General features: G+C 71.0%; 23 protein-coding genes and 1 pseudogene. 7 read left to right on the top strand and 17 right to left on the bottom strand.

What is annotated here, in order from left to right:
* The first annotated feature begins 117 nt into the window (after window positions 1-117).
* The 3 genes from ACFXJ5_RS27805 to ACFXJ5_RS27795 are packed head-to-tail and all read left to right on the top strand — an operon-like array spanning window position 118 to window position 3730.
* On the top strand, window positions 118-606 hold the full coding sequence (locus ACFXJ5_RS27805) for a (2Fe-2S)-binding protein (protein WP_384636637.1): 489 nt from the start codon (window positions 118-120) through the stop codon (window positions 604-606).
* Window positions 603-1616, top strand: a complete 1014-nt coding sequence (locus ACFXJ5_RS27800) for an FAD binding domain-containing protein (RefSeq protein WP_384636634.1) — start codon at window positions 603-605, stop codon at window positions 1614-1616. Before ACFXJ5_RS27805 ends, ACFXJ5_RS27800 begins: the two co-directional genes overlap by 4 nt.
* On the top strand, window positions 1613-3730 hold the full coding sequence (locus tag ACFXJ5_RS27795; RefSeq protein WP_384636631.1) for a xanthine dehydrogenase family protein molybdopterin-binding subunit: 2118 nt from the start codon (window positions 1613-1615) through the stop codon (window positions 3728-3730). The genes ACFXJ5_RS27800 and ACFXJ5_RS27795 overlap by 4 nt, the downstream gene beginning before the upstream one ends.
* Before the next feature lie 70 nt (window positions 3731-3800).
* Here ACFXJ5_RS27795 and ACFXJ5_RS27790 read toward each other — a convergent pair whose 3' ends face one another.
* The gene (locus tag ACFXJ5_RS27790) at window positions 3801-4628 is read right to left on the bottom strand and encodes a helix-turn-helix transcriptional regulator (RefSeq protein ID WP_384636628.1); all 828 of its coding nucleotides are present in this window, start codon (window positions 4626-4628) and stop codon (window positions 3801-3803) included.
* A gap of 17 nt (window positions 4629-4645) precedes the next feature.
* Window positions 4646-5524: an oxidoreductase gene (locus tag ACFXJ5_RS27785; protein WP_384636626.1), complete on the bottom strand. Its 879-nt coding sequence runs from the start codon at window positions 5522-5524 to the stop codon at window positions 4646-4648.
* 467 nt (window positions 5525-5991) lie between these two features.
* Here ACFXJ5_RS27785 and ACFXJ5_RS27780 point away from each other — a divergent pair, with 467 nt between their 5' ends.
* The gene (locus ACFXJ5_RS27780) at window positions 5992-6198 is read left to right on the top strand and encodes a ferredoxin (protein ID WP_384636875.1); all 207 of its coding nucleotides are present in this window, start codon (window positions 5992-5994) and stop codon (window positions 6196-6198) included.
* Here the strand turns inward: ACFXJ5_RS27780 and ACFXJ5_RS27775 are convergent.
* The 3 genes from ACFXJ5_RS27775 to ACFXJ5_RS27765 form a co-directional block, all read right to left on the bottom strand.
* A complete protein-coding gene (locus ACFXJ5_RS27775) occupies window positions 6157-6837 on the bottom strand; it encodes a GNAT family N-acetyltransferase (RefSeq protein WP_384636623.1) in 681 nt (226 codons plus the stop codon). The two genes, ACFXJ5_RS27780 and ACFXJ5_RS27775, sit on opposite strands and share 42 nt — an antisense overlap.
* Before the next feature lie 197 nt (window positions 6838-7034).
* The gene (locus tag ACFXJ5_RS27770) at window positions 7035-8438 is read right to left on the bottom strand and encodes an arabinofuranosidase catalytic domain-containing protein (RefSeq protein ID WP_384636620.1); all 1404 of its coding nucleotides are present in this window, start codon (window positions 8436-8438) and stop codon (window positions 7035-7037) included.
* 495 nt (window positions 8439-8933) lie between these two features.
* Window positions 8934-9797, bottom strand: coding sequence for a helix-turn-helix transcriptional regulator (locus tag ACFXJ5_RS27765; protein WP_384636617.1), 864 nt, complete (start codon window positions 9795-9797; stop codon window positions 8934-8936).
* Between the two features lie 114 nt (window positions 9798-9911).
* Here ACFXJ5_RS27765 and ACFXJ5_RS27760 point away from each other — a divergent pair, with 114 nt between their 5' ends.
* Window positions 9912-10838, top strand: a complete 927-nt coding sequence (locus ACFXJ5_RS27760; protein WP_384636614.1) for an alpha/beta hydrolase — start codon at window positions 9912-9914, stop codon at window positions 10836-10838.
* Window positions 10839-10973: 135 nt separating this feature from the next.
* On the opposite strand, the gene ACFXJ5_RS27755 is transcribed toward ACFXJ5_RS27760, so the two are convergent.
* A complete protein-coding gene (locus ACFXJ5_RS27755; protein ID WP_384636611.1) occupies window positions 10974-11612 on the bottom strand; it encodes an acyl-CoA dehydrogenase family protein in 639 nt (212 codons plus the stop codon).
* On the opposite strand from ACFXJ5_RS27755, the gene ACFXJ5_RS27750 reads away from it, so the two are divergent.
* Window positions 11605-12291, top strand: coding sequence for a hypothetical protein (locus tag ACFXJ5_RS27750; protein WP_384636608.1), 687 nt, complete (start codon window positions 11605-11607; stop codon window positions 12289-12291). The two genes, ACFXJ5_RS27755 and ACFXJ5_RS27750, sit on opposite strands and share 8 nt — an antisense overlap.
* Before the next feature lie 174 nt (window positions 12292-12465).
* Here ACFXJ5_RS27750 and ACFXJ5_RS27745 read toward each other — a convergent pair whose 3' ends face one another.
* From ACFXJ5_RS27745 to ACFXJ5_RS27695, 11 genes and pseudogenes are all read right to left on the bottom strand, one after another.
* The gene (locus tag ACFXJ5_RS27745) at window positions 12466-13149 is read right to left on the bottom strand and encodes a response regulator (RefSeq protein WP_384636605.1); all 684 of its coding nucleotides are present in this window, start codon (window positions 13147-13149) and stop codon (window positions 12466-12468) included.
* Window positions 13146-14144, bottom strand: coding sequence for a sensor histidine kinase (locus tag ACFXJ5_RS27740; RefSeq protein ID WP_384636602.1), 999 nt, complete (start codon window positions 14142-14144; stop codon window positions 13146-13148). The genes ACFXJ5_RS27745 and ACFXJ5_RS27740 overlap by 4 nt, the downstream gene beginning before the upstream one ends.
* Entirely contained in the window at window positions 14141-14359 is a 219-nt protein-coding gene (locus tag ACFXJ5_RS27735) for a hypothetical protein (protein WP_384636599.1), read from the bottom strand. The genes ACFXJ5_RS27740 and ACFXJ5_RS27735 overlap by 4 nt, the downstream gene beginning before the upstream one ends.
* Window positions 14360-14379: 20 nt before the next feature.
* Window positions 14380-14916: pseudogene (locus ACFXJ5_RS27730) on the bottom strand (MMPL family transporter); the annotation flags it as partial.
* A gap of 144 nt (window positions 14917-15060) precedes the next feature.
* Window positions 15061-16011 carry an alpha/beta hydrolase gene (locus tag ACFXJ5_RS27725; RefSeq protein ID WP_384636596.1) on the bottom strand — a complete coding sequence of 317 codons (951 nt, stop codon included), beginning with the start codon at window positions 16009-16011 and terminating at the stop codon, window positions 15061-15063.
* Window positions 16012-16177: 166 nt separating this feature from the next.
* The gene (locus tag ACFXJ5_RS27720; RefSeq protein ID WP_384636593.1) at window positions 16178-17497 is read right to left on the bottom strand and encodes an MFS transporter; all 1320 of its coding nucleotides are present in this window, start codon (window positions 17495-17497) and stop codon (window positions 16178-16180) included.
* Window positions 17498-17693: 196 nt separating this feature from the next.
* A complete protein-coding gene (locus ACFXJ5_RS27715) occupies window positions 17694-18644 on the bottom strand; it encodes a catechol 2,3-dioxygenase (RefSeq protein WP_384636590.1) in 951 nt (316 codons plus the stop codon).
* 10 nt (window positions 18645-18654) lie between these two features.
* Window positions 18655-19758, bottom strand: coding sequence for a 4-oxalomesaconate tautomerase (locus ACFXJ5_RS27710; protein WP_384636587.1), 1104 nt, complete (start codon window positions 19756-19758; stop codon window positions 18655-18657).
* Complete coding sequence (locus ACFXJ5_RS27705) at window positions 19755-20459, bottom strand: 4-carboxy-4-hydroxy-2-oxoadipate aldolase/oxaloacetate decarboxylase (RefSeq protein WP_384636584.1); 705 nt, start codon at window positions 20457-20459, stop codon at window positions 19755-19757. Before ACFXJ5_RS27705 ends, ACFXJ5_RS27710 begins: the two co-directional genes overlap by 4 nt.
* A 2-nt stretch (window positions 20460-20461) precedes the next feature.
* The gene (locus ACFXJ5_RS27700) at window positions 20462-21211 is read right to left on the bottom strand and encodes a PIG-L deacetylase family protein (protein ID WP_384636581.1); all 750 of its coding nucleotides are present in this window, start codon (window positions 21209-21211) and stop codon (window positions 20462-20464) included.
* A gap of 46 nt (window positions 21212-21257) precedes the next feature.
* Complete coding sequence (locus tag ACFXJ5_RS27695) at window positions 21258-21908, bottom strand: GntR family transcriptional regulator (protein ID WP_384636578.1); 651 nt, start codon at window positions 21906-21908, stop codon at window positions 21258-21260.
* Window positions 21909-22119: 211 nt separating this feature from the next.
* Here ACFXJ5_RS27695 and ACFXJ5_RS27690 point away from each other — a divergent pair, with 211 nt between their 5' ends.
* Window positions 22120-23874 carry a tannase/feruloyl esterase family alpha/beta hydrolase gene (locus ACFXJ5_RS27690; protein WP_384636575.1) on the top strand — a complete coding sequence of 585 codons (1755 nt, stop codon included), beginning with the start codon at window positions 22120-22122 and terminating at the stop codon, window positions 23872-23874.
* Window positions 23875-23950: the final 76 nt, after the last annotated feature.

The following is a 23950-nucleotide window of genomic DNA, read 5'->3' as shown; positions in this document are numbered from 1 at the left end:
CGCCGCACCCGCCAGGCGCCGCACCACCGGGTGACATCGCCGTACGGCAGGTTTCGATCACCCCCGACCCGGTTACCGGTAAGGCGCCCTACTGCCGTACGACGAGGAAGTGGCGCCGTGGACCCGGAAGTCCCCTCGACCGGGGTGGCCCTGCGCATCAATGGCACGCCCCGCACCCTGCTGCTCGACAACCGGGCGACCCTGCTCGAAGCCCTCCGCGAGGAACTGGGGCTGACCGGCACCAAGACCGGCTGCGACCAGGGACAGTGCGGGGCCTGCACGGTCCTGGTCGACGGCCGCCGGATGGACGCCTGCCTGCTGCTTGCCGTGTCCCTGGACGGCGCCGAGGTCACCACGGTCGAAGGTCTGGCAGACGGGGCCGAACTGCATCCGCTGCAGCAGGCCTTCATCGACCGTGACGCCTTCCAGTGCGGCTTCTGCACCTCCGGCCAGATCTGCTCCGCCGCCGGGATGCTCGCCGAGGCTGCCCGAGCCGGTGAGACGGAGCTGTCCGACGCCGATGTGAAGGAGCGGATGAGCGGCAACCTCTGCCGCTGCGGCGCGTACACCAACATCGTCCGGGCCATCCAGGACGTGGCGCGGTGAGGCCCTTCGAGTACCGCCGGGCCCTGGATCCCGCCGACGCGGTCGCCGGTCTGGCCGGCTCGCCCCGGGCCCGCTTCCTGGCGGGCGGCACCAATCTCGTCGACCTGATGAAGCTGGGCGTCGAGACCCCCGAGGTCCTCATCGACATCTCCCGGCTGCCCCTCGACGGCGTCGAGGAGACGGACGCCGGAGGCCTGCGCATCGGCGCCTCCGTACGCAACACCGACCTCGCCCTCCACGCCCTCGTACGGGACCGCTGGCCGGCCCTGTCCCAGGCGATCCTGGCCGGCGCCTCGGGCCAGCTCCGCAACGCCGCCACGGTCGGCGGCAACCTGCTGCAGCGGACCCGGTGCGGGTACTTCCAGGACACCTCCAAGCCCTGCGACAAACGCGACCCCGGCACCGGCTGCCCCGCCATCGAAGGCGCCCACCGCGACCTGGCGATCCTCGGCGCCTCCGAGCACTGCGTCGCCACCTACCCGGGCGACATGGCGGTCGCGCTCGCGGCCTTCGACGCCGTCGTACACCTGCTCGGGCCGGACGGCCGGACGCGTACGGTCCCGCTCACCGCCTTCCACCGGCTGCCCGGCGACCAGCCGCAGCGGGACACGGTCCTGGAACACGGCGAGCTGATCACCGCGGTCGAGCTGCCGCCACTGCCGGTCGCCGCGGGCTCGGTCTACCGCAAGGTCCGGGACCGGGCCTCGTACGCCTTCGCCCTGGTCTCGGCGGCCGCCGCCCTCGAGGTCCGCGACGGCTTGATCCATGACGTACGGCTCGCCTACGGGAGCCTTGCCGCCCGGCCCTGGCGGGCGACGGCCGCCGAGGAGTTCCTGCTCGGTGCCCCCGCCACGGCGCAGAACTTCGCGCTGGCCGCCGACACCGAACTCGCCGCCGCCCGCCCGCTGCGCGACAACGGCTTCAAGGTCGACCTGACCCGCAATCTGACCGTACGGCTGCTGAGCGATCTCGCCGGCCTCCCCGACCCGGCCGAAGGAGCACCGCGATGACCGCGATCGCCAAGTCCGCGCTCGGCACCCCGGCCATCCGCATCGAGGCCCGGGACAAGGTCACCGGCGCCGCCCGCTACGCCGCCGACCACACCCCGCGCGGCATCGCCTACGCCTGGCCGGTGCACGCGGCCGTCGCCAAGGGCGAGATCACCGCGGTCCACAGCGCCGCCGCCCTCGCCCTGCCCGGCGCCGTCGCCGTGCTCACCCACGAGAACGCGCCCCGCCTGACCGAGCCCGACGACCGCACCCTCTACGTCCTGCAGACCCCGCACATCGCCCACCGCGGCCAGCCCGTCGCACTGGCCGTCGCCGAGAGCTGGGCCACCGCCCGGGCCATGGCCGACGCCGTACGGATCGACTACGCGCCGCAGCCGCACGACGTCGTGCTCACCGAGGACCACCCGGGCCTGTTCACCCCCGAGGAGGCCGGGATCCAGCCCGCCGAACGGGTACGCGGCGACGCGGTGGCCGCCTTCGAGCGAGCCCCGGTCCGGATCGACGCCACGTACCGGACGCCCGCCCTGCACAACCACCCCATGGAGCCGCACGCCACCGTCGCCGCCTGGGACGGCGACCGGCTCACCGTGCACGACTCCAACCAGGGCAGCACGGCCGTCCAGCGGGCTCTCGCCCAGCTGTTCTCGCTTGAGCCGGGCCAGGTCACCGTCTTCGCCGAGCACGTCGGCGGCGGCTTCGGCGCGAAGGGCACCCCCCGGCCGGTGGTCGTCCTGGCCGCGCTGGCCGCCCGCCACACCGGACGCACCGTCAAGCTGGCCCTGCCCAGGCGCCGCCTCACCGCGATGACCGGCCACCGTGCCCCCACCGTCCAGCGGCTGCGGCTCGGCGCGGAGACCGACGGCCGGCTGACCGCGATCGCCCACGAGGTGGTCACCCAGGCCTCCACCCTGCGGGTCTTCACCGAAGCGGCGGCCGTCGCCACCCGCGTCCTTTACGCCCACCCGCACAGCCTCACCACACACCGCGTGACCCGCCTCGACATCCCCGCGCCCTCCTGGATGCGCGCCCCCGGCGAGGCCCCCGGCGTGTACGCCCTCGAGTCGGCCATGGACGAACTCGCCACCGCCTGCGGCCTCGACCCCGTCGAACTGCGGCTGCGCAACGACACCGGCACCGACCCGGACTCCGGGAACGCCTTCAGCAGCCGCCACCTCGCCGAGTGCCTGCGTGAGGGTGCCCGGCGCTTCGGCTGGCACGACCGCGACGCGCGCCCCGGCGTCCGCCGCGAGGGCAGCCTGCTCATCGGCACCGGCATGGCCGCCGGCACCTACCCGGCCAACGCCTCCGGCTCCCGCGCCGAGGCCCACGCCGCCGCCGACGGCACCTACCGCATCCGTACCAACGCCACCGACATCGGCACCGGCGCCCGTACGGTCCTCGCCCAGGCCGCCGCCGACGCGCTGGGCGCCCCGCTGGACCGGGTCCGGATCGACATCGGCCACAGCGACCTTCCCGCCGCCTCGCTGGCCGGTGGCTCCACCGGCACCGCCTCCTGGAGCTGGGCCGTGGTCAAGGCCTGCCGCGCCCTGCGCCACCGCCTGGAGGAGCACGGCGGCCCGCTGCCGGACGAGGGTCTGACCGCCGAGGCCGACACCGCCGAGGACATGGAGCACCGCGCCGAGCTTGCCCGGCACTCCTTCTGCGCCCAGTTCGCCGAGGTCCAGGTCGACTCCGACACCGGCGAGATCCGCGTACGGCGGCTCCTCGGGGTCTTCGCCGCCGGCCGGATCCTCAACCCCCGTACCGCGCACTCGCAGCTCGTCGGCGCCATGGTCATGGGCCTGTCCATGGCACTGCACGAGGGCAGCCACATCGACCCCGCCTTCGGCGACTTCGCCGAACAGGACCTCGCCGCCTACCACGTCGCGGCCTGCGCCGACATCCCCGACATCGAAGCGCACTGGATCGAGGAGGACGACCCCCACCTCGGCCCCCTCGGCGTCAAAGGCATCGGCGAGATCGGCATCGTCGGCACCGCCGCCGCCATCAACAACGCCGTCCACCACGCCACCGGCGCCCGCCTCCGCGAACTTCCCCTCCACCCCGACGCCCTGCTTGCCGCCATGGCCGCGACGCAGCTCAGCAGGGCGTGACCCCGGGTTCTTGAATGATCACCCCCAAGGGTGAGTGGGGCTTGTCGAGTTTGCTGCGCGGCAGCGGTGCTCAACCCGCGCCGATGACGGCGAGGAGCTTGAGTTTGTCGTAGCTGTCGGTGCCGGGGGTGGCGGTGAAGATGAGCAGGGCTTGGGCCTGGTCGGGGGCGAGCAGGACCTGGCAGTGGAGTTGGAGGTGGCCGAGTTCGGGGTGGACGACCGTCTTGTGGTCGTCGTAGTGGAGGCCGACTTCGTGTTGGTCCCACAGGTGGGCGAACTCCGGGCTGACGGCTGTGAGTTGTTGGACCAGGGCGGTGGTGCGGGGGCTCTGGGCGCTGCGGACGTGGGCGGTGCGCAGTTCGGAGACGAAGATGCGGCTGTGGCGGTCGTGGTCGGCTTCGGGGTAGACGGACCGGGACCCGGGGTCGGTGAACCAGCGGTGGATCATGCTGCGTTCCGGGCCGGTGAAGCGGGTCTGGTCGCCGAGCAGAGCTGTGGCCAGGCGGGTCTGGGCGAGGGTTTCGGCGAGGTCGGTGACGATCTGGGCCGGGGTGTCCTCGAGGCGGTCCAGGACGCGCATCATGGCGGGGCTGACGTGGTCGGTGCGGGAGACGCGCCGAGGGGTGGGGTGGCCGGCGAGGCGGAAGAGGTGGTTGCGTTCGTCCAGGGACAGGCGCAGGCCGCGGGCGAGGGCCGCGGTCATCTGTTCGGAGGGCTGCGGGCCGCGTTCCTGTTCGAGCCGGACGTAGTAGTCGACCGACATGCCGCTCAGCGCGGCCACATCCTCGCGGCGCAGACCGGGCGTGCGGCGGCGCGGGCCCGCGGCCAGGCCCACGTCCTCGGGTTGCAGGGCCTCGCGGCGCCGGCGCAGGAAGTCGGCCAGTTGGGATCGGTCCACCTGCCCAGTATTCGCGGTCACCGGGGGTAGTGGACGCCGGTCAGCTCCTCGGACCGCTCCCACAGGCGACGGGCGAGGACGGGGTCGCTGTCGCGCCCGGTGCGCTTCTCGACGCGGGGTCGCCCGCCGCTGCGGCCACCGGGTCCGACGTACGAGTCGCCGGGCAGGTCCTGGGTTGCGGCGTACAGGGTGGGGAGCGCCCCGTACTCGGGCTGTTTCTGGGCGATGAAGCGGTACACCAGGCGGGCGAGGACGCGTTGCAGGCCGCCCATGTGCCGGTCGAGTGAGGTGGCGGCCACGCCCGGGTGCGCGCTCAGGGCCCGTACGGGGCTGCCTGACTCGGTGAGGCGGCGCTGGAGTTCGACGGTGAACAGCAGGTTGGCGAGCTTGGACTGTCCGTAGGCGCCCATGGGCTTGTACGGGCGGCGCTCCCAGTTCAGGTCGTCCAGGTCGATGCGGCCGGTCCTGGCCAGGCCCGAGGAGATGGTGACGACCCGGTCGCCGATGTGCGGCAGCAGCAGGTTGGTGAGCGCGAAGTGGCCCAGGTGGTTGGTGCCGATGTGCAGCTCGAAGCCGTCGGTGGTCCGGCCCTGCGGTACGGCCATGATCCCGGCGTTGTTGATCAGGATGTCCAGGGGCCCGGACCAGGACTCGGCGAAGTCCCGGACCGATGCCAGGTCGCCCAGATCCAGGGCGCGGACCTCGGTCTTCCCGGCGATGGTCCCGGCGACCGCCTGCCCCCTGCCCGGATCGCGTACGGCCAGTACGACCCGCGCCCCGGCCCGGGCCAGCTCGCGGGCGGTGAACGCGCCGAGCCCGCTGGAGGCTCCGGTCACCACGGCCGTACGCCCTGACAGGTCGGGAAGCGGTGCGGGGGTCCAGGTCTCGGCGGCCATGATCGGGCTCTTTCCTCGTGGCGGGCCGGCGGGCCGGCGGGCTTGGCGGGGAGGTCTGGGCCCGTACCGGGCGGACCTCCTTCCACAAGCCACTATCGCCACTCCCCACACGCAGCGGGAGAGGAGCGTCCATCCATGGCACCGCAGTACATGGACGGGAGGTTTCCGTTCCGCCCCGGGGCGCGCAGGACGCCTCCCTGAGCCTTGAACCAGGTCCTGTCCTCGTCCACAGCCCCCGCGGCCGCTGGTACCGATGGTGACCTGAGCCGAGCACCATTCAGCACGTCGCGTGTGGGGTCCGTGTCGACCCTCTCAGCCTCCCAACTGCCGTCGCGCAGCGCTGCGTAGTCGCCCGTGTCGCGGTCGCCGACGAGGCGGGTCACCTCGGGGAACAGGTCCGTCCCGGTCTTTCCCCGGCTGAACAAGGTCACCTCGGCGTGACCGCGACGGAAGGAGTGGAAGTGACCATGCATGTGACCGCCGACCGGGACGTGTGCGTCGGCGCCGGCCTGTGCGCCCTGACCGCCCCCGGCACCTTCGACCAGGACGACGACGGCCTCGTCACCGTCCTCGAGCCCGACCCCGAGGCCGCCGACCGGCCCGCCGCCCGCGAGGCCGGCAACCTCTGCCCGTCAGGCGCCGTCCGGATCGCCGAGCGGCCGCCGGTCGCGTAGCGGTCGCCGCGGTGGCCTGACCTGGCCACCGGCCAACCGCTTCTCCAGCCGGGACCGACAGTCCGGCCACTCCGCCGCGGTGACCGAGAAGATCGCGGAGTCGCGGAGCCGGCCGTCCTCGCCGGGCGCCCATGACCGGGACCAGTTTCGTAGAACGCCTTCGAACCGAGCCCCCACCCCCTCGATCGCGGCCCGGGAGCGGCTGTTGCGTGCGTCCGTCTTCAGATCGACCCGGGCCGCGCCCCAGCTCTCAAAGGCGTGGCGGAACAGCAGGAGCTTGGACTCGACGTTCAGTCCCGTGCCCTGAGCCGATTGTGCGAGCCAGGTGAAACCGATCTCGACCGCGCTCAGATCGTCCTCCGCCAGCCACGACCGTGGCTCCCAGTAGGCCGTCGCCCCGACGGCTCGCCCCGACGACTTCGCCACCTGTGCGTACGGGGCGAGCTTCCCGGTAGCGGCACGGGCGAGCTGCGCATCGATGTACTGCCCGACCTCCGCCGCCCTGGGCACCCAGGTGAATCGGTACGAGCTGCGGTCCTCTTCCGCCGCCGCGGCCAGGTCGGCCGCATGACGGTGATCCAGTGGCTCCAGGCGCACGAGCGCGCCTTCCAGGACCGGACCCTCAAGCTTGAAACCCATCGATCCGCACTCCGTCCGCTCGCCAAGGTCGTTCGCGTCCCAGCCGGGTAGCGTTCCAGATCCGCTGCGCCATGTCGTGTGAATTCGGCCCGAGGCCGCGCAGGGCCGGCCGAAACATGAGTGGGGAGCCGCTCCCGCGCTTTCGCGCGGACGGCTCCTCACTCATCACTGGCGATGCGGCTGCGTCCGGCGCCGTGTCAGGGCGCGATGTTCCACTGCTGGCAGGTGTTGTCGAGCTGGGCCCACTGGCGGACGCTGGTCCCGTTGGCCGTCGCGCAGTTCTTGACGTCGAGCACATTGCCGTTGCCGACATTGCTGATGGTGTAGTGGCTGCCGACCGCGGTGACGTCCCACTGCTGGCAGAGGTTGCCCAGTGCGGCCCACAGGTCCACGGCGGTGCCGTTACTCGCGCCGCAGTTCACGGAGTCGAGGGTGGTTCCGCTGTTGACGTTGGTGATGGTGTAGTGGCCATTGCCCGCGCCGGCGAATTTCCACTGCTGGCAGGTGTTGCCGAGCGAGGACCACTGGTCGATCGAGGTTCCGTTGGCGGTACCGCAGTTGACCGCGTCGAGGACCTTGCCGCTGTTGACGTTGGTCAGCCGGTACGCGGTGCCGGTGACCGGGAAGCTGCGGCTGGGGCTCGTGTAGCCGACCGAGACGATGTTGCTCTGGACGGCGTTGTCGGCGGCGTCCGTCGGGTAGCCGGAGGTCATGACCCCCTCGAAGAACGACCCGTCGGATCCGTTGCTGTCGTCACCGCCGGTGCCCAGGACGATGGCGCCCTCCTGCTGCATCGGGGTGTAGCCGCCAAGGTTGGGTAGCGCGCCGCTGTACTCGGTTTTCAGGCTGCCGGACTGCGCGTTGCCGTCCTTGATCGCATAGGTCGTCGTGCCGTTGTTCTTGAGCAGGGCGGTGACGAAGGCGCTGGAATTGCCCGTGTTGCCGGTGTAGGAGCCGTTGGCGCCGGAGAAGAGCCCGTTCTCGAGGTCCGCCATGACCCAGGGACCGGAGCCGGAGCAGGGGGAGAACCAGCACTCCGTACCGAAGTTGATGGCGTCCATATGGCCGTTGCCGGTGTCGTTGCCCGACGTTTCGGCGTTGCCGTAGTCGAAGCAGCACCGGTTGTTGACGTGCGTGCCACTGGTCACCATGTAGGCGCCCTGCGCCGTACTGCCGGTCGGGACGCCCGTCGTGCTGTTGTTCCGGTAGCCGACACCGGCCGACACGTAGACGCCGTAGACCGAGTGGCCGCCGACCGTCACCGGCAGTGCGTTCGCGATCGCGCCGACATCCGCTCCGCCGTTGCCGCCGGCGCCCTCGATGGTGAGGTGGTTGCCCTTGGAGCTCTGGTCGTAGATCTCGGTGATGGTGCATGTCGTGCCGGAACAGAACGAGTCCTGCGCGGCGGCGTTGGCGTAGCCGCCCGCGGCGAGCGTGCTGATGTTGGTCGTGGTGCCGTCCGACGCGCGCTTGACCTGGTAGAGGGCGCCGTTGTACGCCGAGTAGAGGGCTCGCACGGTGCTGTGCGCGGCGACGCAGGGCGTGCCGGCGGCAGCGTAGATGTCACAGGGGAGTGACCCTGCGGCTTGTGACGTGCCCATGCCAATCAAAGTTCCGACCACGAGTGCCGCTGTCGCGGCTGCGGCCAGCAGTGCCTTTCGAAAGTGGTGAAGTCTTGGCCGAACGATCATGGGGTTCACCTTCTCCGTTCCTGTGGAGCGTGGTGCACCCGCCTGAGGGGCCCTGGCGTGCCGCGGAGGGCACGAGGCCGGCATGTCGACGACGTCACATCGCTACCTGGCGGCGTCTGCGTTGTGAGCGCTAACAAGCTGACGATCAGACAGAGTGCGGCGGTGTTCCGGGTTGGTTGTGGCGTTTGAGTGGGGTGACGGCCATGACTATCGCTCCGGCGGGAAGTTACGTCAAGATTGCGGACAAGATCATGTGTGAGCGCAAACAATTGGTGGCATCGCCCATGTCGGCCGCGCGTGACCGGAGTTGGCAGGCGGTAAGCCGGTCGCGGCGGGGCTGGACCGTCAGATCCGGCGGAAGCCGCTTCGGGGCATCAGGTGCTTCTCCTCTGCACCTGATGCCCTTTACCTATGGCTGCGGTGGGCCGTCGCGGGGCCCAGCAGGTCGAGCAGGCCGAGTGCGTTCACGCTGGGCGAGCCGGGCGGCGGGGTGAAGACGAGCAGCCGCTGGTCCTCGGCGGGCGTCAGCAGGACCTCGTAGTCGAAGACGATCGGCCCGACCTCCGGGTGCAGCACGCGGATGCGGCTGCGGCGGCGCACGGCGACCTCGTGCGCGTCCCAGAGCGTGCTGAACTCCTCGCTCGCCGCGCGCAGTCGCGTGACCAGTGCGGCGGACGCCTCGTCGGTGCCCCGGCGGGCGACGGCCGCGCGCAGGTCGGCGACGGCTTGGCGGCTGTGGTGGTCGTGCTCCTCGGGAGCGTACGCCTCGCGTACGGCGGGGTCGGTGAACCACCGCCACACGATGTTGCGGTCCGGTCCCCGGACGGTGCAGACGCAGCCGAGGAGCGCCTCCGCCAGCGCGTTCATCGCCAGCAGGTCGCCGAGGTCCCCGACGAGCTGCGCGGGGGTGTCCCGCAGGTGGTCGAGCAGATACAGCAGGCTCGGCCGCACGTGCGTCCCGGCCAGCCGCCCCACCGGCGGCGGATGCCCCGCCAGCAGGAACAGGTGGTCCCGTTCGTCCTCCGTCAGCCGCAGCGCCCGGGCCAGCGCGGCGAGGATCTGCGTCGACGGCTGCGGGCTGCGGGCCTGTTCGAGGCGCATCACGTAGTCCGCCGACATCCCGGCGAGCTGCGCGACCTCCTCCCGCCGCAGCCCCGGCGTCCGCCGGTGCCGCCCCTCGGGCAGGTCGGCCTCGCGGGGCCGCAGCCGGTGGCGCGACCTGCGCAGGAAGTCGGCGAGCTGACGGCGGTCCATTTCCATGCGTCCCATGATGCGACGTCCTGCGGCCCCGGAGGCGCCGTCGGGCGGTCTGGGCCTAGGACGGCTGGTCCTAGGGAATCCGGTCCGATTCTCACGGTGGCCCGGTGGCGGCACGGTGAGGGCATGACGCAGACACAGATCGAAGCCCTTCAGCACATGTTGCGCAACCGCACTCTGCCGGACCCCGCGCCCGATCTCGCCGAGCAGCGGCGCCTCTTCGACGCGATGCGGGCGGCGACCCCGCTTCCGGACGGAACCACGACGGCGGACGGCCGACTCGGCGGCGTGCCCGTCGTGTTCGCCGAGCCGCCGGGTATCGGCCGCTCCGCGCCGGTCGTCCTGTTCTTCCACGGGGGCGCCTACGTCCTCGGCTCGGCGGCGGCGGGGGTGGCCCTCGCGGCGGGCCTGGCGGCGCGAGCGGGGGGACGGGGTATTTCCGTCGGGTACCGGCTGGCGCCCGAGCACCCCTTCCCGACCGCCGTACAGGACGCCGTGGCCGCGTATCGCGCCCTGCTCGACGAGGGAGTGCCGCCCTCGCGGATCGCCGTCGCGGGTGACTCCGCGGGCGGCGGCCTCGCCGTGGCGGCCCTCGTCGCCGCGCGGGACGCGGGGCTGCCCCTGCCGTCGGCCGTGGTGGCCTTCTCCCCGTGGTCCGACCTCACCCTCTCCGGCGCCTCCGTCACCGCCAGGGCCGAGGACGACCTCGTCCTCACCGCGGACGTCCTCCGCCACGGCGCCGCCGACTACCTCCGCGCCGCCGACCCCCGGTCCGCCCTGGCCAGCCCCGGCCTGGCGGCCGACCTCGGCGGCCTGCCCCCGCTCCTCGTCCAGGTCGGCTCGCACGAGATCCTCCTCGACGACGCGATCCGGCTGGCAGCCCGCGCCGCCGCCTTCGACGTCCCCGTCGACCTCCAGGTCCGCCCCGGACTCCCGCACGTCTTCCAGCGATTCGCCGGCACCGGCCGGCTTGACGAGGCCGACGCGGCGATGGACGCCGCGGGCGACTTCGTACGCCGCGCCCTGGCCCCGGCGCTCGCGGCTGCGGCGTGACCTCCACCACGACGCGCTCGGTGTTCGTACGCAGCCGCCCGGGAACAGCAGCCTCCGGCACTGCGTTGGAGAGGCCGAGGAGGCGACAGGATTGACGCATACGGAGAAGGTTCATGACGCGGCCGAGAAGGCGCGTCACGCTCGGTTCGGCAGACTCCCGGAGCGAATCCGCCCCGAGGACATGATCCAGGAGCTTCCGGCCACGACGCCGGACCCGGCGAGGGATGCGTACGACTCTGACGAGTGGCTGACTCGTAACGCTCTGTAACCGCCAGGGTGGCCTGGTCGGGCGAGGATGTTGCGCTGGACCTGCGAGGTCCCGGCGTAGATGGTGCCGGAGAAGGCGATCTGGCAGGTCGTCGACCATGAGCCGGAGGAGTTCGCTGCTCCGGGGTCGTCCGTTCGGTACGTAAGCAGCGGCGGGCGGCCGACGGGGACCTGGGCGTGCATGCCTTGGTGTTGGTACTCGCTCCAGAAGAGCTTGGAGATGGAGGCCTCCGGTCCGGGCTGGGCGCCCTTGAGCCAGCCGGTGAGGACTCGGTAGCCGAGGTAGCGCATGATCTTGACCTTGGACCAGCACCAGGCGATGCGCCGGCGGATGACCGGGTCCCGGACCCGCCGTCTACCACGAGCGACTGTTGGACCGTCCGGGCACCTGAGCGCCCGGCGGGACGATCCTCGATTCCGCGCCTGACCACGCTCCGCACGGGGCAGGATGTCTGTCCAGGCCCGGCCGGTCGGACCGGTCGAGGGGGGAGGACAGGGAATGGGCATCTTCGAGCGCAGGCGACGGCCCCGGCCGAACACGCCGCAGGACGCATGGCCCCCGGAGACGCTGCCGGACGGACTGCAGGACCTTCCACTGCCGACCGGCGCTGACAACGGGGATCGCTGGATCTACGAGATCGACGGGGACTACTCCTCGGAAACCTGGTCGCCGCCGGAGTCGATCCGCCGCTGGTGGCTTGTGGACCGGGACGGCAACGTGGTCGGTGAGGCCGTCGAGAACCCGAAGTTCGGGCCTCCGCAGGACGACCTTCACCGCATCACCGACCCCGAAGGCCCACTGAGCTGGCTCCCCGACCCGGAGAGGACCGTGCGGGGCTGGCTGTCGGTCGCACTCGGCCGGGTCGCCCAGGGCATCGAGGTGCACTGGCTCAAGGTCAGGGACACCCCGCTGGTCCTCGGGGGCAACGACGCCTCGGACTTCGCCCGGCCCGATTTCGACAGCCCTCCACCAGCCCGCATAGGCGTCGCCGTACCGGTGGGTCTCGGCGTCCAACTGGCCGGTCATTCCCCCACAGTGCTCTGGGGTCTGCTGCTCTGGGTACTGGTCGCGGATGATCCGGCCACCAGCCCGAAGAACAACGTATGGTTCCGCTCCGAGGTCGATGCCGACCGTGCCGACGAGCTGCTGCGCATCGTCCTCCAGGCCCCGGACATCGTCTTCTGACGGGTAGTTCCGCATGTAGGAGCCGCCCGAGACGTCGCCGGTGACGAAGCGGGCGCGGTCCGAGGCCAGGAAGGCGCCCAGCGGGCCGAGCGTGTCGGGCAGTTGGCGCAGCTCGGGGTGGTCGTCGACGAACTTCGTGCCGCGCACCATGCCCAGTAAGGCGGCGGTCAGCGGTCAACGCGAAGGCGGCGGTGTGGGCTGTACGAGGCCGGACTGGTAGGCGATGACGACCAGTTGGGCGCGGTCGCGGGCGTTGACCTTCGTCATGGCGCGGTGGACGTGGGTGCGTACGGTCAGTGGACTGACGACGAGCCGTTCGGCGATTTCGGCGTTGGAGAGGCCCTCGGCCGCCAGGGCCATCACTTCGCGTTCGCGGGCGGTGGGGGCGGCGAGGCTCTCGGGGGGCGCCAGGTCGGCGCCGGGTTCGGGTGTGGCGAGGAAGCGGCTGATGAGGGCGCGGGTGGCGAGGGGGGAGAGAAGGGCGTCGCCGGAGGCCACGGTGCGGATGGCGGTGAGGAGCGTGTCGGCGTCGACGTCCTTGCCGAGGAAGCCGCTCGCGCCGGCGCGGAGCGCCTGGGCGACGTATTCGTCGATCTCGAAGGTGGTGAGGATGAGGACGCGGGTGGCGGACAGCTCCGGGTCGGCGCAGATGGTGTTGGTGGCGGTCAGGCCGTCGGTGCCGGGCATGCGGATGTCCATGACGACGATGTCGGGCTGGTGGACGCGGGTGAGTTCGACCGCTTCCTTTCCGTCGGCGGCTTCGGCGACGACGTCCATGTCGGCGCAGGAGTCGATCAGGATCCGGAAGGTGACCCGCAGGAGGGCCTGGTCGTCGGCGAGCAGGACGCGGATGGTCATCGACTTCGGTCTTCTTCCGGTTCCGTGGTGCTGGGGTGCAGCGGCAGCTCCGCGGTGACCTCGAAGCCGCCGCCGGGGCGGTGGCCGGCCTGGAGGTGGCCGCCGACGGAAAGGGCGCGCTCGCGCATGCCGATGAGGCCGAAGCCGTGGCCCGGCAGCGGAGTGGTGGAGGCGGTGCCCACTCCGTCGTCGCTGACGGTGATGGTCAGCCGGTTGTGGGCGTGGACGAGCCGTACGCCTGCCTTGTCCGTGGCGGCGTGCTTACTGACGTTGGTGAGTGCCTCCTGCACGATCCGGAACGCCGTCAGGTCCGCCCCGGGGGAGAGCTGCTGTGGCTCGCCCTCGGTGGTGACGGTGACCCCGAGCCCGGCGGACGCGAACGCGGCGGTGAGCTCGGGAAGCCGGTCGAGCCCGGGGGACGGTTCCAGCGGCGCGTCGGCGTCGTTCGCCTGCCGCAGGAGGCCGACCGTGGCCTTGAGTTCGCGCAGTGCCGAGGACGTGGTGCCGGCCAGGCCGGTGAGGATCTTCTGGACCTGGTCGGGATGGGTGCGCGCGAGGTGCGCGGCGGTACTGGCCTGGGCGTTGGCCAGGGCGAGGTGGTGGGCGACGACGTCGTGCAGCTCGCGGGCGATGCGCATACGTTCCTCGGCGACCCGGTGCCGTGCCTCCTCCTCGCGGGTGCGTTCGGCGTACTCGGCGCGGGCCTGCGCGGCCTCCAGGTAGGCGCCTCGCAGCCGGGTCGCGGTGCCCCAGGCGATCGGCCCCAGCACCCAGCAGACGGGGCCGATCGTCTTGAGGGCCCACGAGTAGCCGTCGTGGTCGTCGACGAGTGCCGTGCTCACCAGCACGGTGACGACGGCGAACAGGGCGATACGGCCCGTCCTGCGATCGGTGTACATGGCCAGCGCGTACAGCGCGACCATGAGCGGTGCGAGCAGCAGGGGAGTGATCAGAAAGCCCGCGGCGCTGGCGGTATTGGCGCAGACCGCGGTCACCGCCACGACGGTGCGGGGGTGGCTGCGAAGCCACCACAGGGCCGCGGAGCCGATGCCCCCAGCAGCACACCGGGCCACCAGGCGATCTGCTCGCCGCCGGGCTGCCGGAGGACGATCGCGCTGCCGAGGACGGCGAGGCTGAACACCACCAGGATGAACATCACGTCGACGGCGCGGGGATGGTCGGCCACGTACCGCTTCAAGCTGGTGATCATCGGTTCTCCGGTCGGGGGCCCTCGGCCGCCCCGCCCGCCGAGGGCTGGGTCGCCAGCGCGGTCCCGCCGACCTCGACGGTCAGGCCCGCGTCCCGGGCCTGCTGTATCGCGTCGGTCAGCGTCTTCTTGTCGGCGTCGGTGAGGTCGGCGGCCTTCACCTTGTAGGTGACGGTCGCGTACGCCGTCGAGGCGTCCTTGCTCACCGCCTTCGCCTGGAAGGGGCTCACCGCACTGGCGACCTGAGTCCCGTCGGCCGCCTCCGTCACGGCCTTGTTGATGGCCGCCCGGTTCTTGGCAGTGGTGACCTTCTGCCCGTCGGGAGCGACGAAGACGACCCGCGCGTTCGCCCCGTTGGCCGTGGCGCCGGGGAAGCGCTGTTCCATCAGGTCGAATGCCTTCTGGGACTCGATGCCCGGCATGGTGGACGCCGTATCGGGGGCAGCGGGCGCCGTGGCCGCACCGAACCCGACAGCGCCCAGCACCGCCACCCAGAGCAAGGCGACGTACCAGCGCCGCCGGAAGGCCAGACGGCCCAGTCGAGAGAGAAGAATAGCCACGGGCAGAGGTCTCCAGATCTGGTCTCGGGTACCTCACCAGGCTCCAGGACAGGGCCTCTCCCGTCGTCGTGCACCTGCCGACAATGCGGGCTACTCAGAATGCAGTACGCAATCCGGTCGCAGGTCCTCCGCAGGAATGACGGATCACTCCGCGGACGCGGAGGTCCCGGGCTCGGTGGCCCGCCTGACATGGCGTGCGATCAGGCCATAGGTCTGCCGGGCCTTTTCGATGTCCTTGCCGTCGTACCCATGGTCGGCCTTGGGTACGTCGTGGTGTTCGACCAGGGCACCGGCCTTCCGGAGGCGTTCGGCGTAGCGTTCTCCCTCCGCCCTCAGGAGGTCGAACTCCGCCGTGATGACGAGTGCCGGGGCGATGCCCTTGAGATCCGCGGCGTCTGCGGGATTGGCGGGCGATACAAGGCGGTCGGCGCGCTCCCGCGGGTCCGGCACGTATGCGCTGTCGAAGATGTCCGCCATCCATGGGCGCAGCATCGGCTTCGCGACAGCGGCGCGTTTGTCCCTGGCGCTCGTCGCGAGGTCGAGCGGTGGGTAGTGGAGAACCTGGAGTGCGATCGAAGGTCCACCCTGCTCGAGAGCCTGGCGCGCGACCGCCGCGGCGATGCCGCCGCCGGCGCTCTGGCCGCCCACGGAGAGCCGGCTGCCGTCCCAACCCTGCTCGGCGCCCTGCGAGGCGATCCATCGGACGACCTCGAACGCCTGCCGGGGCGGGGCGGGAAATCTGTGTTGCGGGGCGAGGGCGTAGTCGACGTTGATCACGGCCACACCCGCCTCCGCGGCGACGTACCGGCAGAACGGGTCGTCCATCTCCGTCAGCGGCATGACGTACCCGCCGCCGTGGAAGTTGACGTGGACTGGCGGAGGTGCGCCCTCGGTCGTGGGCATGTACACCACGACCCGGGCCGGGGCGACCGAGGTCGGGATCGTCAACTCACGTATGTGGCGCGGAAACTCCGGAAAGGGACTGAGCGGGGCAGCCTCGGCACCCTGCCGGTCGGCTCGTCGGGCCACCAGAACGAGACGTTGCATCGCCTTGGCGGCAAAGGAGGCCACCGCCGGCCGGGCCAGGAGGGACATGCGGCTCCGTTCGGGCAAACAGGGGGATATGCCGCCCTCTTGGGCGGTCAGATCAACAGGTTTCCTGTTCGTTGACGGGGGTGACAATAACACGGCCCTGGCGTCTGGCGATCGGAGAAGCTGACGTGCCTGGGCGGGCTGATCCGGCCCAGGCACGTCAGCGTGGTCAGCCGGTGGGGGACAGCTGCGGGGTGCCGGCCTGCGACGTCGACCGGACGCGGCGCAGGCCGGTCAGGCTGACGAACACCAGCGACCAGACGCCCGCGATGGCGAAGGCGGTGAAGCCCGCGGTGTGCGAGCCGGTGGCGAGCAGCCGGCCACCGAGCCACGGGCCGAAGATGGCGCCGAACCGGCCCATGCCGGAGACCCAGCCGACCGCGGTGCCCCGGTTCTCGGCGTCGGAGCGGGCGGCGACGGTGGCGTAGATCATCGCCTGGGCGCTGAAGAGGAACATGCCGGTCAGGAAGACCACGATGTACGTGAGGGGCAGCGACATGTGGACGCTGAGCAGGTAGATACCGACGGCGGTGGCACCGAACCAGAGTGCGGCGATGCGCGAGCCGCCGAACTTGTCGGTGAGCCTGCCGCCGATCAGCATGCCGACGATGCCGCCTGCGTTGATGACGATGACGAAGCTGATCGAGGAGCCGAGGTCGTAGCCGGCGGCGCGCATCATCGACGGCAGCCACTGAGAGACGCCGTAGACCAGCAGGAGGCCGCCGAAGGAGGCCAGCCAGAAGAACAGGGTCTGGACCCACACGCCGCCACGGAACAGGGCGGTGAGCGCGCTCCAGCGCTCCTCGGCGACCGGACGGTCCTTGTCCCGGGCGGCAAGCTCGACGCCGTAGCGGTCAGCGAGCGCCAGGGCGTCCTCGGTCCTGCCCTTGGCCTGGAGGAAGGCCATCGACTCGGGCAGGAACCTGAGGACCAGCGGGACGCCGACGAAGAGCGGGGCCACGCAGATCCAGAACGAGACGCGCCAGTCGCCGGTCCACAGCGCCACGAATCCGGCGACGATACCGCCGGCCTGATGGGCGGTCATCAGAGAGCCGATGATCAGGGCGCCGCGGCCGCGCGGGGCGTACTCACTGACCATGGTGATCGCGGCCGGCAGTAGGCCACCGAGGCCGAGGCCGGCCAGGAAGCGGCCGAGGGTGAAGCCGCCGAGGCTGGAGGCGGAGGCGCAGACGGCGGAGGCCAGGGAGAAGACGGCGGTCGAGGCGATGATCGTCTTCTTGCGGCCGACCCAGTCGCTGACGGTGCCGGAGAGCAGGGCTCCGATCAGCACACCGGCGTTGGCGTAGGACCCGATGTCCCCGGCCTTGCCGGGGTCGATGCCGAGCGCCTTGGTCTCCAGCATGTGCGGCAGCACGGAGCCGTAGATGAACTGGTCGAGGCCGTCGAAGAGGACGACCAGCCAGCACAGGCCGACGACCAGGGTGGCCAGTCTTGCGCCGCCGGCGGGCAGAGCACGGGAGGGAGACATCGTTGTTTCCTTCGTCCGGGGGGTGTGTCCCAGGAGGGGGATGAGCGGAGCGGGTCGTCACGGCGGGTGCGGCTGACCCGAATGGTGGGCTAGACGCTAAGGACCCGGTTGGTGAGTGTCAACGGTTTTGTCAACAATCTCAGGAACAATCCGCGCCCAGGTCCGGGGGATGCCCCGGATACGTGAGGAGGGTGCGTTACCCGACGGGCGGTGTGCCGTGGGTGTGGAAGGACTCGATGGTCTTCAGGCCCCAGGCCTGGCCCTTCTTCCGCTCGTCCTCGGTCCAGGTGACCAGCGGCCAGTCGGGGGCCAGGACGAGGCGGGTGAGCGGGTTGCACAGCTCGATGCGGTTGCCGCCCGGCTCGTAGACGTACAGGAAGAACGTCTGCTGGATGGCGTGCTTGTGCGGGCCGGTCTCGATGAACACGCCGGTGTCGATGGCCAGGTCGGCGGCGCGCAGGATGTCCTCGCGGGTGTCCGTGGCGAACGCGATGTGGTGTAGGCGTCCGTTCGAGCCGGTCCAGTCCTCGGTGTAGACGATGTCGTACGACTTGCTGCTGAAGGTCAGCCACTGGGCGGCGATCTTGCCGCTGTTGAGCTGGATCTGCTCCGTGGGGCGGGCGCCGAGCGCGTCGCGGACGAAGTCGCCGTTGGGCGCGACGTCGGCGGCGAGGAAGTTGACGTGGTCCAGGCGGCGCACGCCCACTCCGTGGCCGGGCTTGGCCTGGGGCTGGTTCTTCAGGGCCGGCTTCAGCGCGTCCGGCGCCTGGTACCACTCGGTCTCCCAGTACAGGGCGTACTCGTGGCCGTCGGGGTCGGTGGTGACGAAGAGCCGGCCGATGCCGGGCTCGTCCTCGACCCAGCGGCCCGCGCGTCCGGCGTTCTCGATCTCCTTGACCCGGCGCTGGAGGGCCTCCTCGCTGGAGGCGCGCAGGGCGGTGCGGCGGATGCCCGAGGTCGAGTGGGCGGTGAGCTTGATGCTGTGGTGCTCGTAGTCGTCCCAGGTCCGCAGGTAAACGGAGTCGCCGGAGTGGCCGTTGACGGTCAGACCGAGGTAGTCGGTGAAGAACTGGACGCTGGAGTCGAGGTCCGGGGTGAGCAGTTCGACATGCCCGAGGTGGGCGATGTCTCCGAGGGGCGGAGTCATCTTCGTCTCCTTAGGAGCGGGGGGACTGGTGGGACCCGGGGGACCGGGGGACCGGGGGGAAAACAAGGCCGTCGAAGATCTTGCGCGCGGTGCGTACGACGGCGGTGCGGCGGGCCACGGGAGCGGCCCCGGCGCCTTCGGGTTGGACACTGCTTTCGATGTCCAGGAATCCACTGGGATGTTCGATGCGAATCCGGTCGCTTTGAGCGGATACGCGGACCATGCCGTCGGCGACGCTGCCCGCCACGCGTAGCCCGGCGGCCACGCTCGCGGCGCCCAGTACGCCGATGGAGGTGTGGCAGCGCACCGGAATGAAGGTGCGTGTCATGACGGCGCCGCCGTGCAGTGGCGGTGCCAGCAGCGTGAGCTTGGGCACGGTGGTGTCCTCGGCAGCACCGAGGCCCATCAACCGGCCCGCCTCCAGCCGGATTTCACGGAGGCGCTCTGTGAGGGCCGCGTCGGCCTCCAGCTCCTGCGGGTCCTCGTAGCCGGTGACCTTGAGCGAGGATGCGGCGATCAGCACGGTCGGCATGCCGTTGTCCACGCAGGTCACCTCGGTCCCCGCGACGATGTCGCGGGGACGGCCGGTAGGGAGCAAGGGGCTGCCGCCCGGCGGGAACTCGATCACCACGGGCGCGGCCGTGCCCGGAACGCCGGAGATCTCCGCCGAGCCGGTGTACGAGACGCGCCTGCCCGGCGTCGGGAAGGTCGCAGTGGCGAAGTCCCCGCTGTTGAGCATCCGGATGCGCACCGAGGTCTCGCCGTCCTCCGCGGCCACCAGGCCCCGCTCGACGGCGAAGGGGCCGATCCCGGCGAGGATGTTGCCGCAGTTCTGACGGTCCGTCACCTCGGGCTTGTCCACCGCCACTTGGAGGAAGAGGTAATCGACGTCGGCGTCGGGGTGAGCGGAGGCGGAGACGACCGCGACCTTGCTGGTCAGCGGGTGGGCTCCGCCCAGGCCGTCGATCTGGCGTGGATCGGGGCTGCCCATGACCCGCAGCAGCAGCTCGTCGCGTACGGCGGGGTCGGCGGGCAGGTCTTCGGCGAGGAAGTAGGCGCCCTTGGAGGTGCCGCCGCGCATGAGCATGCAGCGCACCTCCGCGGGCCCGGTCACGACCCGGCTCCGGTGTACTCCTCGTACGTCTTGTACTCGACGCCGAGGCGCTTGAGGGTGTCGCGCAGTCCGTAGCGGTCCAGGCCGAGCTGTCCTTCGAGGAAGGCGGCGCGGGTGGCGGCCTCCTTGGCCTCGCGGGCCTCGGACTTCTCCGCGGTCTCGCGGGCCTTCTCGCGCGGTACGACCACCACGCCGTCGTCGTCGGCGACGATCACGTCACCGGGGCGGACGACCTGGCCGTCGATGGCGACCGGCACGTTGACCGACCCGCCGGTGGCCTTGACGGTGCCCTGGGAGGAGACGGCGCGGGACCAGCCGGCGAAGCCCATGTCCCGCAGTTCCTGGGTGTCGCGGATGCCCGTGCTGAGGACGACGCCGCGGACCCCGCGCTGCTGCAGCGCGGTGGCGAAGAGTTCGCCGAACAGGCCGTCCGTGCACGGGGAGGTGGTGGTGACGACCAGGATGTCGCCCTCTCCGCACTGCTCCACGGCCGCGTGGATCATGAGGTTGTCGCCGGGCCAGCCGAGCACGGTGACCGCGGTGCCCGCGACCCGTACGCCCTGCTGGACCGGGCGGATCTCCGGTCCGAGCAGACCGGTGCGGCCCATGGCCTCGCTGACGGTGGCCACGCCGAAGGCGGCCAGCGCCTCGACGTCCTTGGCGTCCGCCTTCGGGGGGTTGGTGACGATCACGCCGCCCATGTTTATGCCAGCTCCTTCGCGATCTGCGGGTAGGGACGCATGTACGCCTCGGCCGTGGTCTTGTGGGCCAGGCCCAGGTTGGGGCCGGCGTTGCGTTTGAGCTGGACGCCGCGGCGGACGGCGAGGTCGGTGTAGTAGTCCCACAGGTGCTGCTGGGCGCCGAGGCACTCCATGGCCTTGCGCTTGGTCTCCCACACCTCGGTGATGTCGAGCAGGACCTCGGGCTTGAACCCGCTCATCTCGGGCTGGTGCGGCTCGAAGTAGAAGACCGGCGGGGCGCCGATGATCTCGCCCGGGCCGGGGTAGCCGACGGCCTGGGCGAGGACGCGGGCCTCCAGTGCCATCCGGTTGGCGGCCCGGTGGTCACCGTTGTAGGGGTCCTCGGTCGGGTGGGTGAGGACGACGTCCGGCTGGGTCTCGCGGTAGATCTCGACCAGCTGGTCGGTGAGTTCGGGGCTGACGAGGAGCGGGTAGTCGCCCGCGTCGAAGAAGCGCACCTCGGCGCCGAGTGTCGCGGCCGCGCGCTCGGCCTCGTCGCGGCGTATCGCCTTGATCTCGTCCAGCTTCTTGCCCTCGCGCCATGCCTTGGCGGACTCACCGCGCTCGCCGAAGGTCAGGCACGCGATGGTGACCTTCTCCCCCCGGGAGGCGGCCAGGGCGATGGCTCCCCCCGCACGCCACACGAAGTCCCCCGCGTGCGCGGTGACGACAAGTGTCGATCGTGGGGTGGCGGGCGCATTGCCGTGCGTCATTGCTCAGATCTCCTTGGTGACAGTTGTGCGCCCGCCCCCGGTGCTGTCAGTCGCGAAGCGCGTCGATCACACTGCAGAGGTGGGCACGGACGGCCGATTCGGCTGCCTGCGGGTCCCTGGCCGTGATCGCTTCGATCATGGCCAGATGCTCGTTCAGGGACTGCTGCGGGCGACCCGGGCGCAGCGCGAGCTGGAAACGATGACGCACCAGCTGCGCGTTGAGCCGCTCCAGCAGTTCCACGGCCACCTGCTGACCGGAGAACTCCCTGATCCGGTCGTGCAGTTGGTGGTTGAGCTCGGAGTAGGTCACCGGCTCGCCGTCGGCGACGGCCTTGGACATCGCCGCGCCGAGGTCCGCCAGTTCGGTCAGCTGCTCGTCGCCGGCCGCGACGGCCGCCTTGGCGGCGCACAACGCTTCGAGGGCCATGCGGCATTCGGTGATGGCCACGGCTTCCTCGACGGTCACCACCCGCACCCGTGATCCGCGGTTGCGGATCCGCTCGACCAGCCCCTCGGACGCCAGGTCGATCAGCGCCGCCCGGATGCTGGCCCGCGTCACACCGAACTGCTCGGCGAGTTCGTTCTCCACCAGCCGCTGAGCCGGTGCCATGTCGCCGCGCATGATCGCCTGCCTGAGCATCGCCAGTGCGTGCTGCTTGGCCTGCTCCCCGGTGCCTGGACGGGGGTCTTCCGCCATCGTGCCCTCCCTGAGTGAGTGCCTGTCGAACCTAAATCTAGAGCAACAAGATTGTCAACAATTTTGTCCTCCGTATTGCCGCCATGCTTCGGCGTCGCTACGGTCATCCGCCACGGCACCGTTGACCCGCCCACGGCTGCTTCGCGCCCAGAGCCACGCCGGGCGGGTCCGGCTTGCCGTCTTTCATCCCTTCCTCCGGAAAGGAACTCGCATGAGGCGACCTCGCCTGTTCCCATGCCTGTCCCGAGCACGAGCCATCACCGCGGTCACCGCCGCCGCCGGACTGGTGGCCGCCGCGGCTCTGCTGCTGCCGGCCGGCAGCCCCGCCAGCGCGGCCGACGCCGGCGCGACGAGCAGTACGTCCTCCGGCATCGCGCCGGCCATGTCCTGCGCCGGCGTCGCAACACAGGACCTGGCGGCCGCCGTTCCCGACGTGCCCTTCGAAATCACCTCGGCCACCGAGCTGGCCGCCGGCAGCAACACGCTCGGCACCTGGGCGGCCTGCGACGTGAAGGGCGTGATCGCCCCGCAGATCCACTTCGAGATAAAGCTGCCCGAGACCGGCTGGCAGGCCAACTACCTCCAGGTCGGCTGCGGCGGCCTCTGCGGCAACGTGAACGTGACCAGTGCCCCCGCCTCCAGCGGCTGCGCCCCGCTGACCAGCGGTGCCTTCGCCGTCGCCTCCAGCGACGAGGGCCACTACCAGGGCGGCGGACTGTTCTCCACCGACCCCACCCTGCGCGCCGACTTCGGCTACAAGTCCGACCACGAGCTCGCCCAGGCGGCCAAGGCCATCGTCAAGGTCTACTACGGGCAGTCCGCCACCCATTCGTACTTCGACGGCTGTTCGCAGGGCGGCCACCAGGCGCTGACCGAGGCTCAGCGCTACCCGACCGACTTCGACGGCATCATCGCCGGGGCCCCGGCCAACAACTTCACGGCCCTGAACACCTTCTCGCACGCCTGGACCGCCCAGTCCGTCTACCTCGACGGCGGACCGGCCACGATCACCAACGCCGACCTCGCGGACATCCACGCGGCCGTGCTCAAGGGGTGCGACGCACCCGCGGACGGGATCATCGCCGACCCCCTGAGCTGCACCTGGGACCCGGCCACCATCCAGTGCAAGACCGGCCGGACGTCCACTTCCGCGGACTACTGCCTGACCGCCGACCAGGTCACCACCCTGCGGCGGATCTACGCGGGCCCGACCGACGAGAACGGCAAGCTGCTGTACCCGGGTTACCAGCTGCGCGGCTCCGAGCTGAACTGGGCCGGGATCATCACGCCCGCCACGGCCACCGCCGGCTCCGGTGACATCAGCTTCGTCCGCGAGACCCTCCGCTACCAGATCTTCGACAGCCCGCAGCCGACCCTGACGTACAAGGACGTCAAGTTCACCGAGGCCTACTACAAGAAGATCATGCAGCCCAACGAGGGCATGTACGACGCGACCGACCCGAACCTCAAGGCGTTCAAGGCGGCCGGCGGCAAGCTGATCCTCTGGCACGGCCTCGGCGACCAGCACATCCCGGCCGTCGGCACCATGGCGTACTACAAGGCCGTGGAGAAGGTCATGGGCTCCACCGCGGCGACCGAGAGCTTCGCCCGGCTGTTCCTGCTCCCGGGCGTCGCGCACTGCGGCGGCGGCCAGGGCCCGGACACCTTCGACGCGCTGACCGCCTTGACCGACTGGGTCACCAAGGGCGACGCCCCCAGCAGCCTGACGACCACGTCCGTCGACAGCAGCGGCAACACCACCGCCACCCGCCCGGTCTACCCCTTCCCCTACGTCGCCGAGAACACCACCGGCGGCTCGGCCGACGAGGCCGGCAGCTACACCCCCGTCAAGTCCACCGCCGAGGCCAACCTGACGCTGAACCGGCTCGGTTCCTTCCGCTCGGGTTACGAGACGGTCGGCAACTGGGTCCATGGCACGTGGGTGGTCACCAAGGGCAAGGCCTGATCGTGTGAGGTGATCAGGAACAGCAGGTGATCCCCTGCGTCGGGGGGGGGGCCGCCCCGCCCCCCCCCCCCCCCCC

Source organism: Streptomyces sp. NPDC059373 (assembly GCF_042751495.1).
In the GTDB taxonomy this organism is placed as follows: Bacteria; Actinomycetota; Actinomycetes; order Streptomycetales; family Streptomycetaceae; genus Actinacidiphila.
This window is presented reverse-complemented; position numbering and strand designations above follow the sequence as displayed.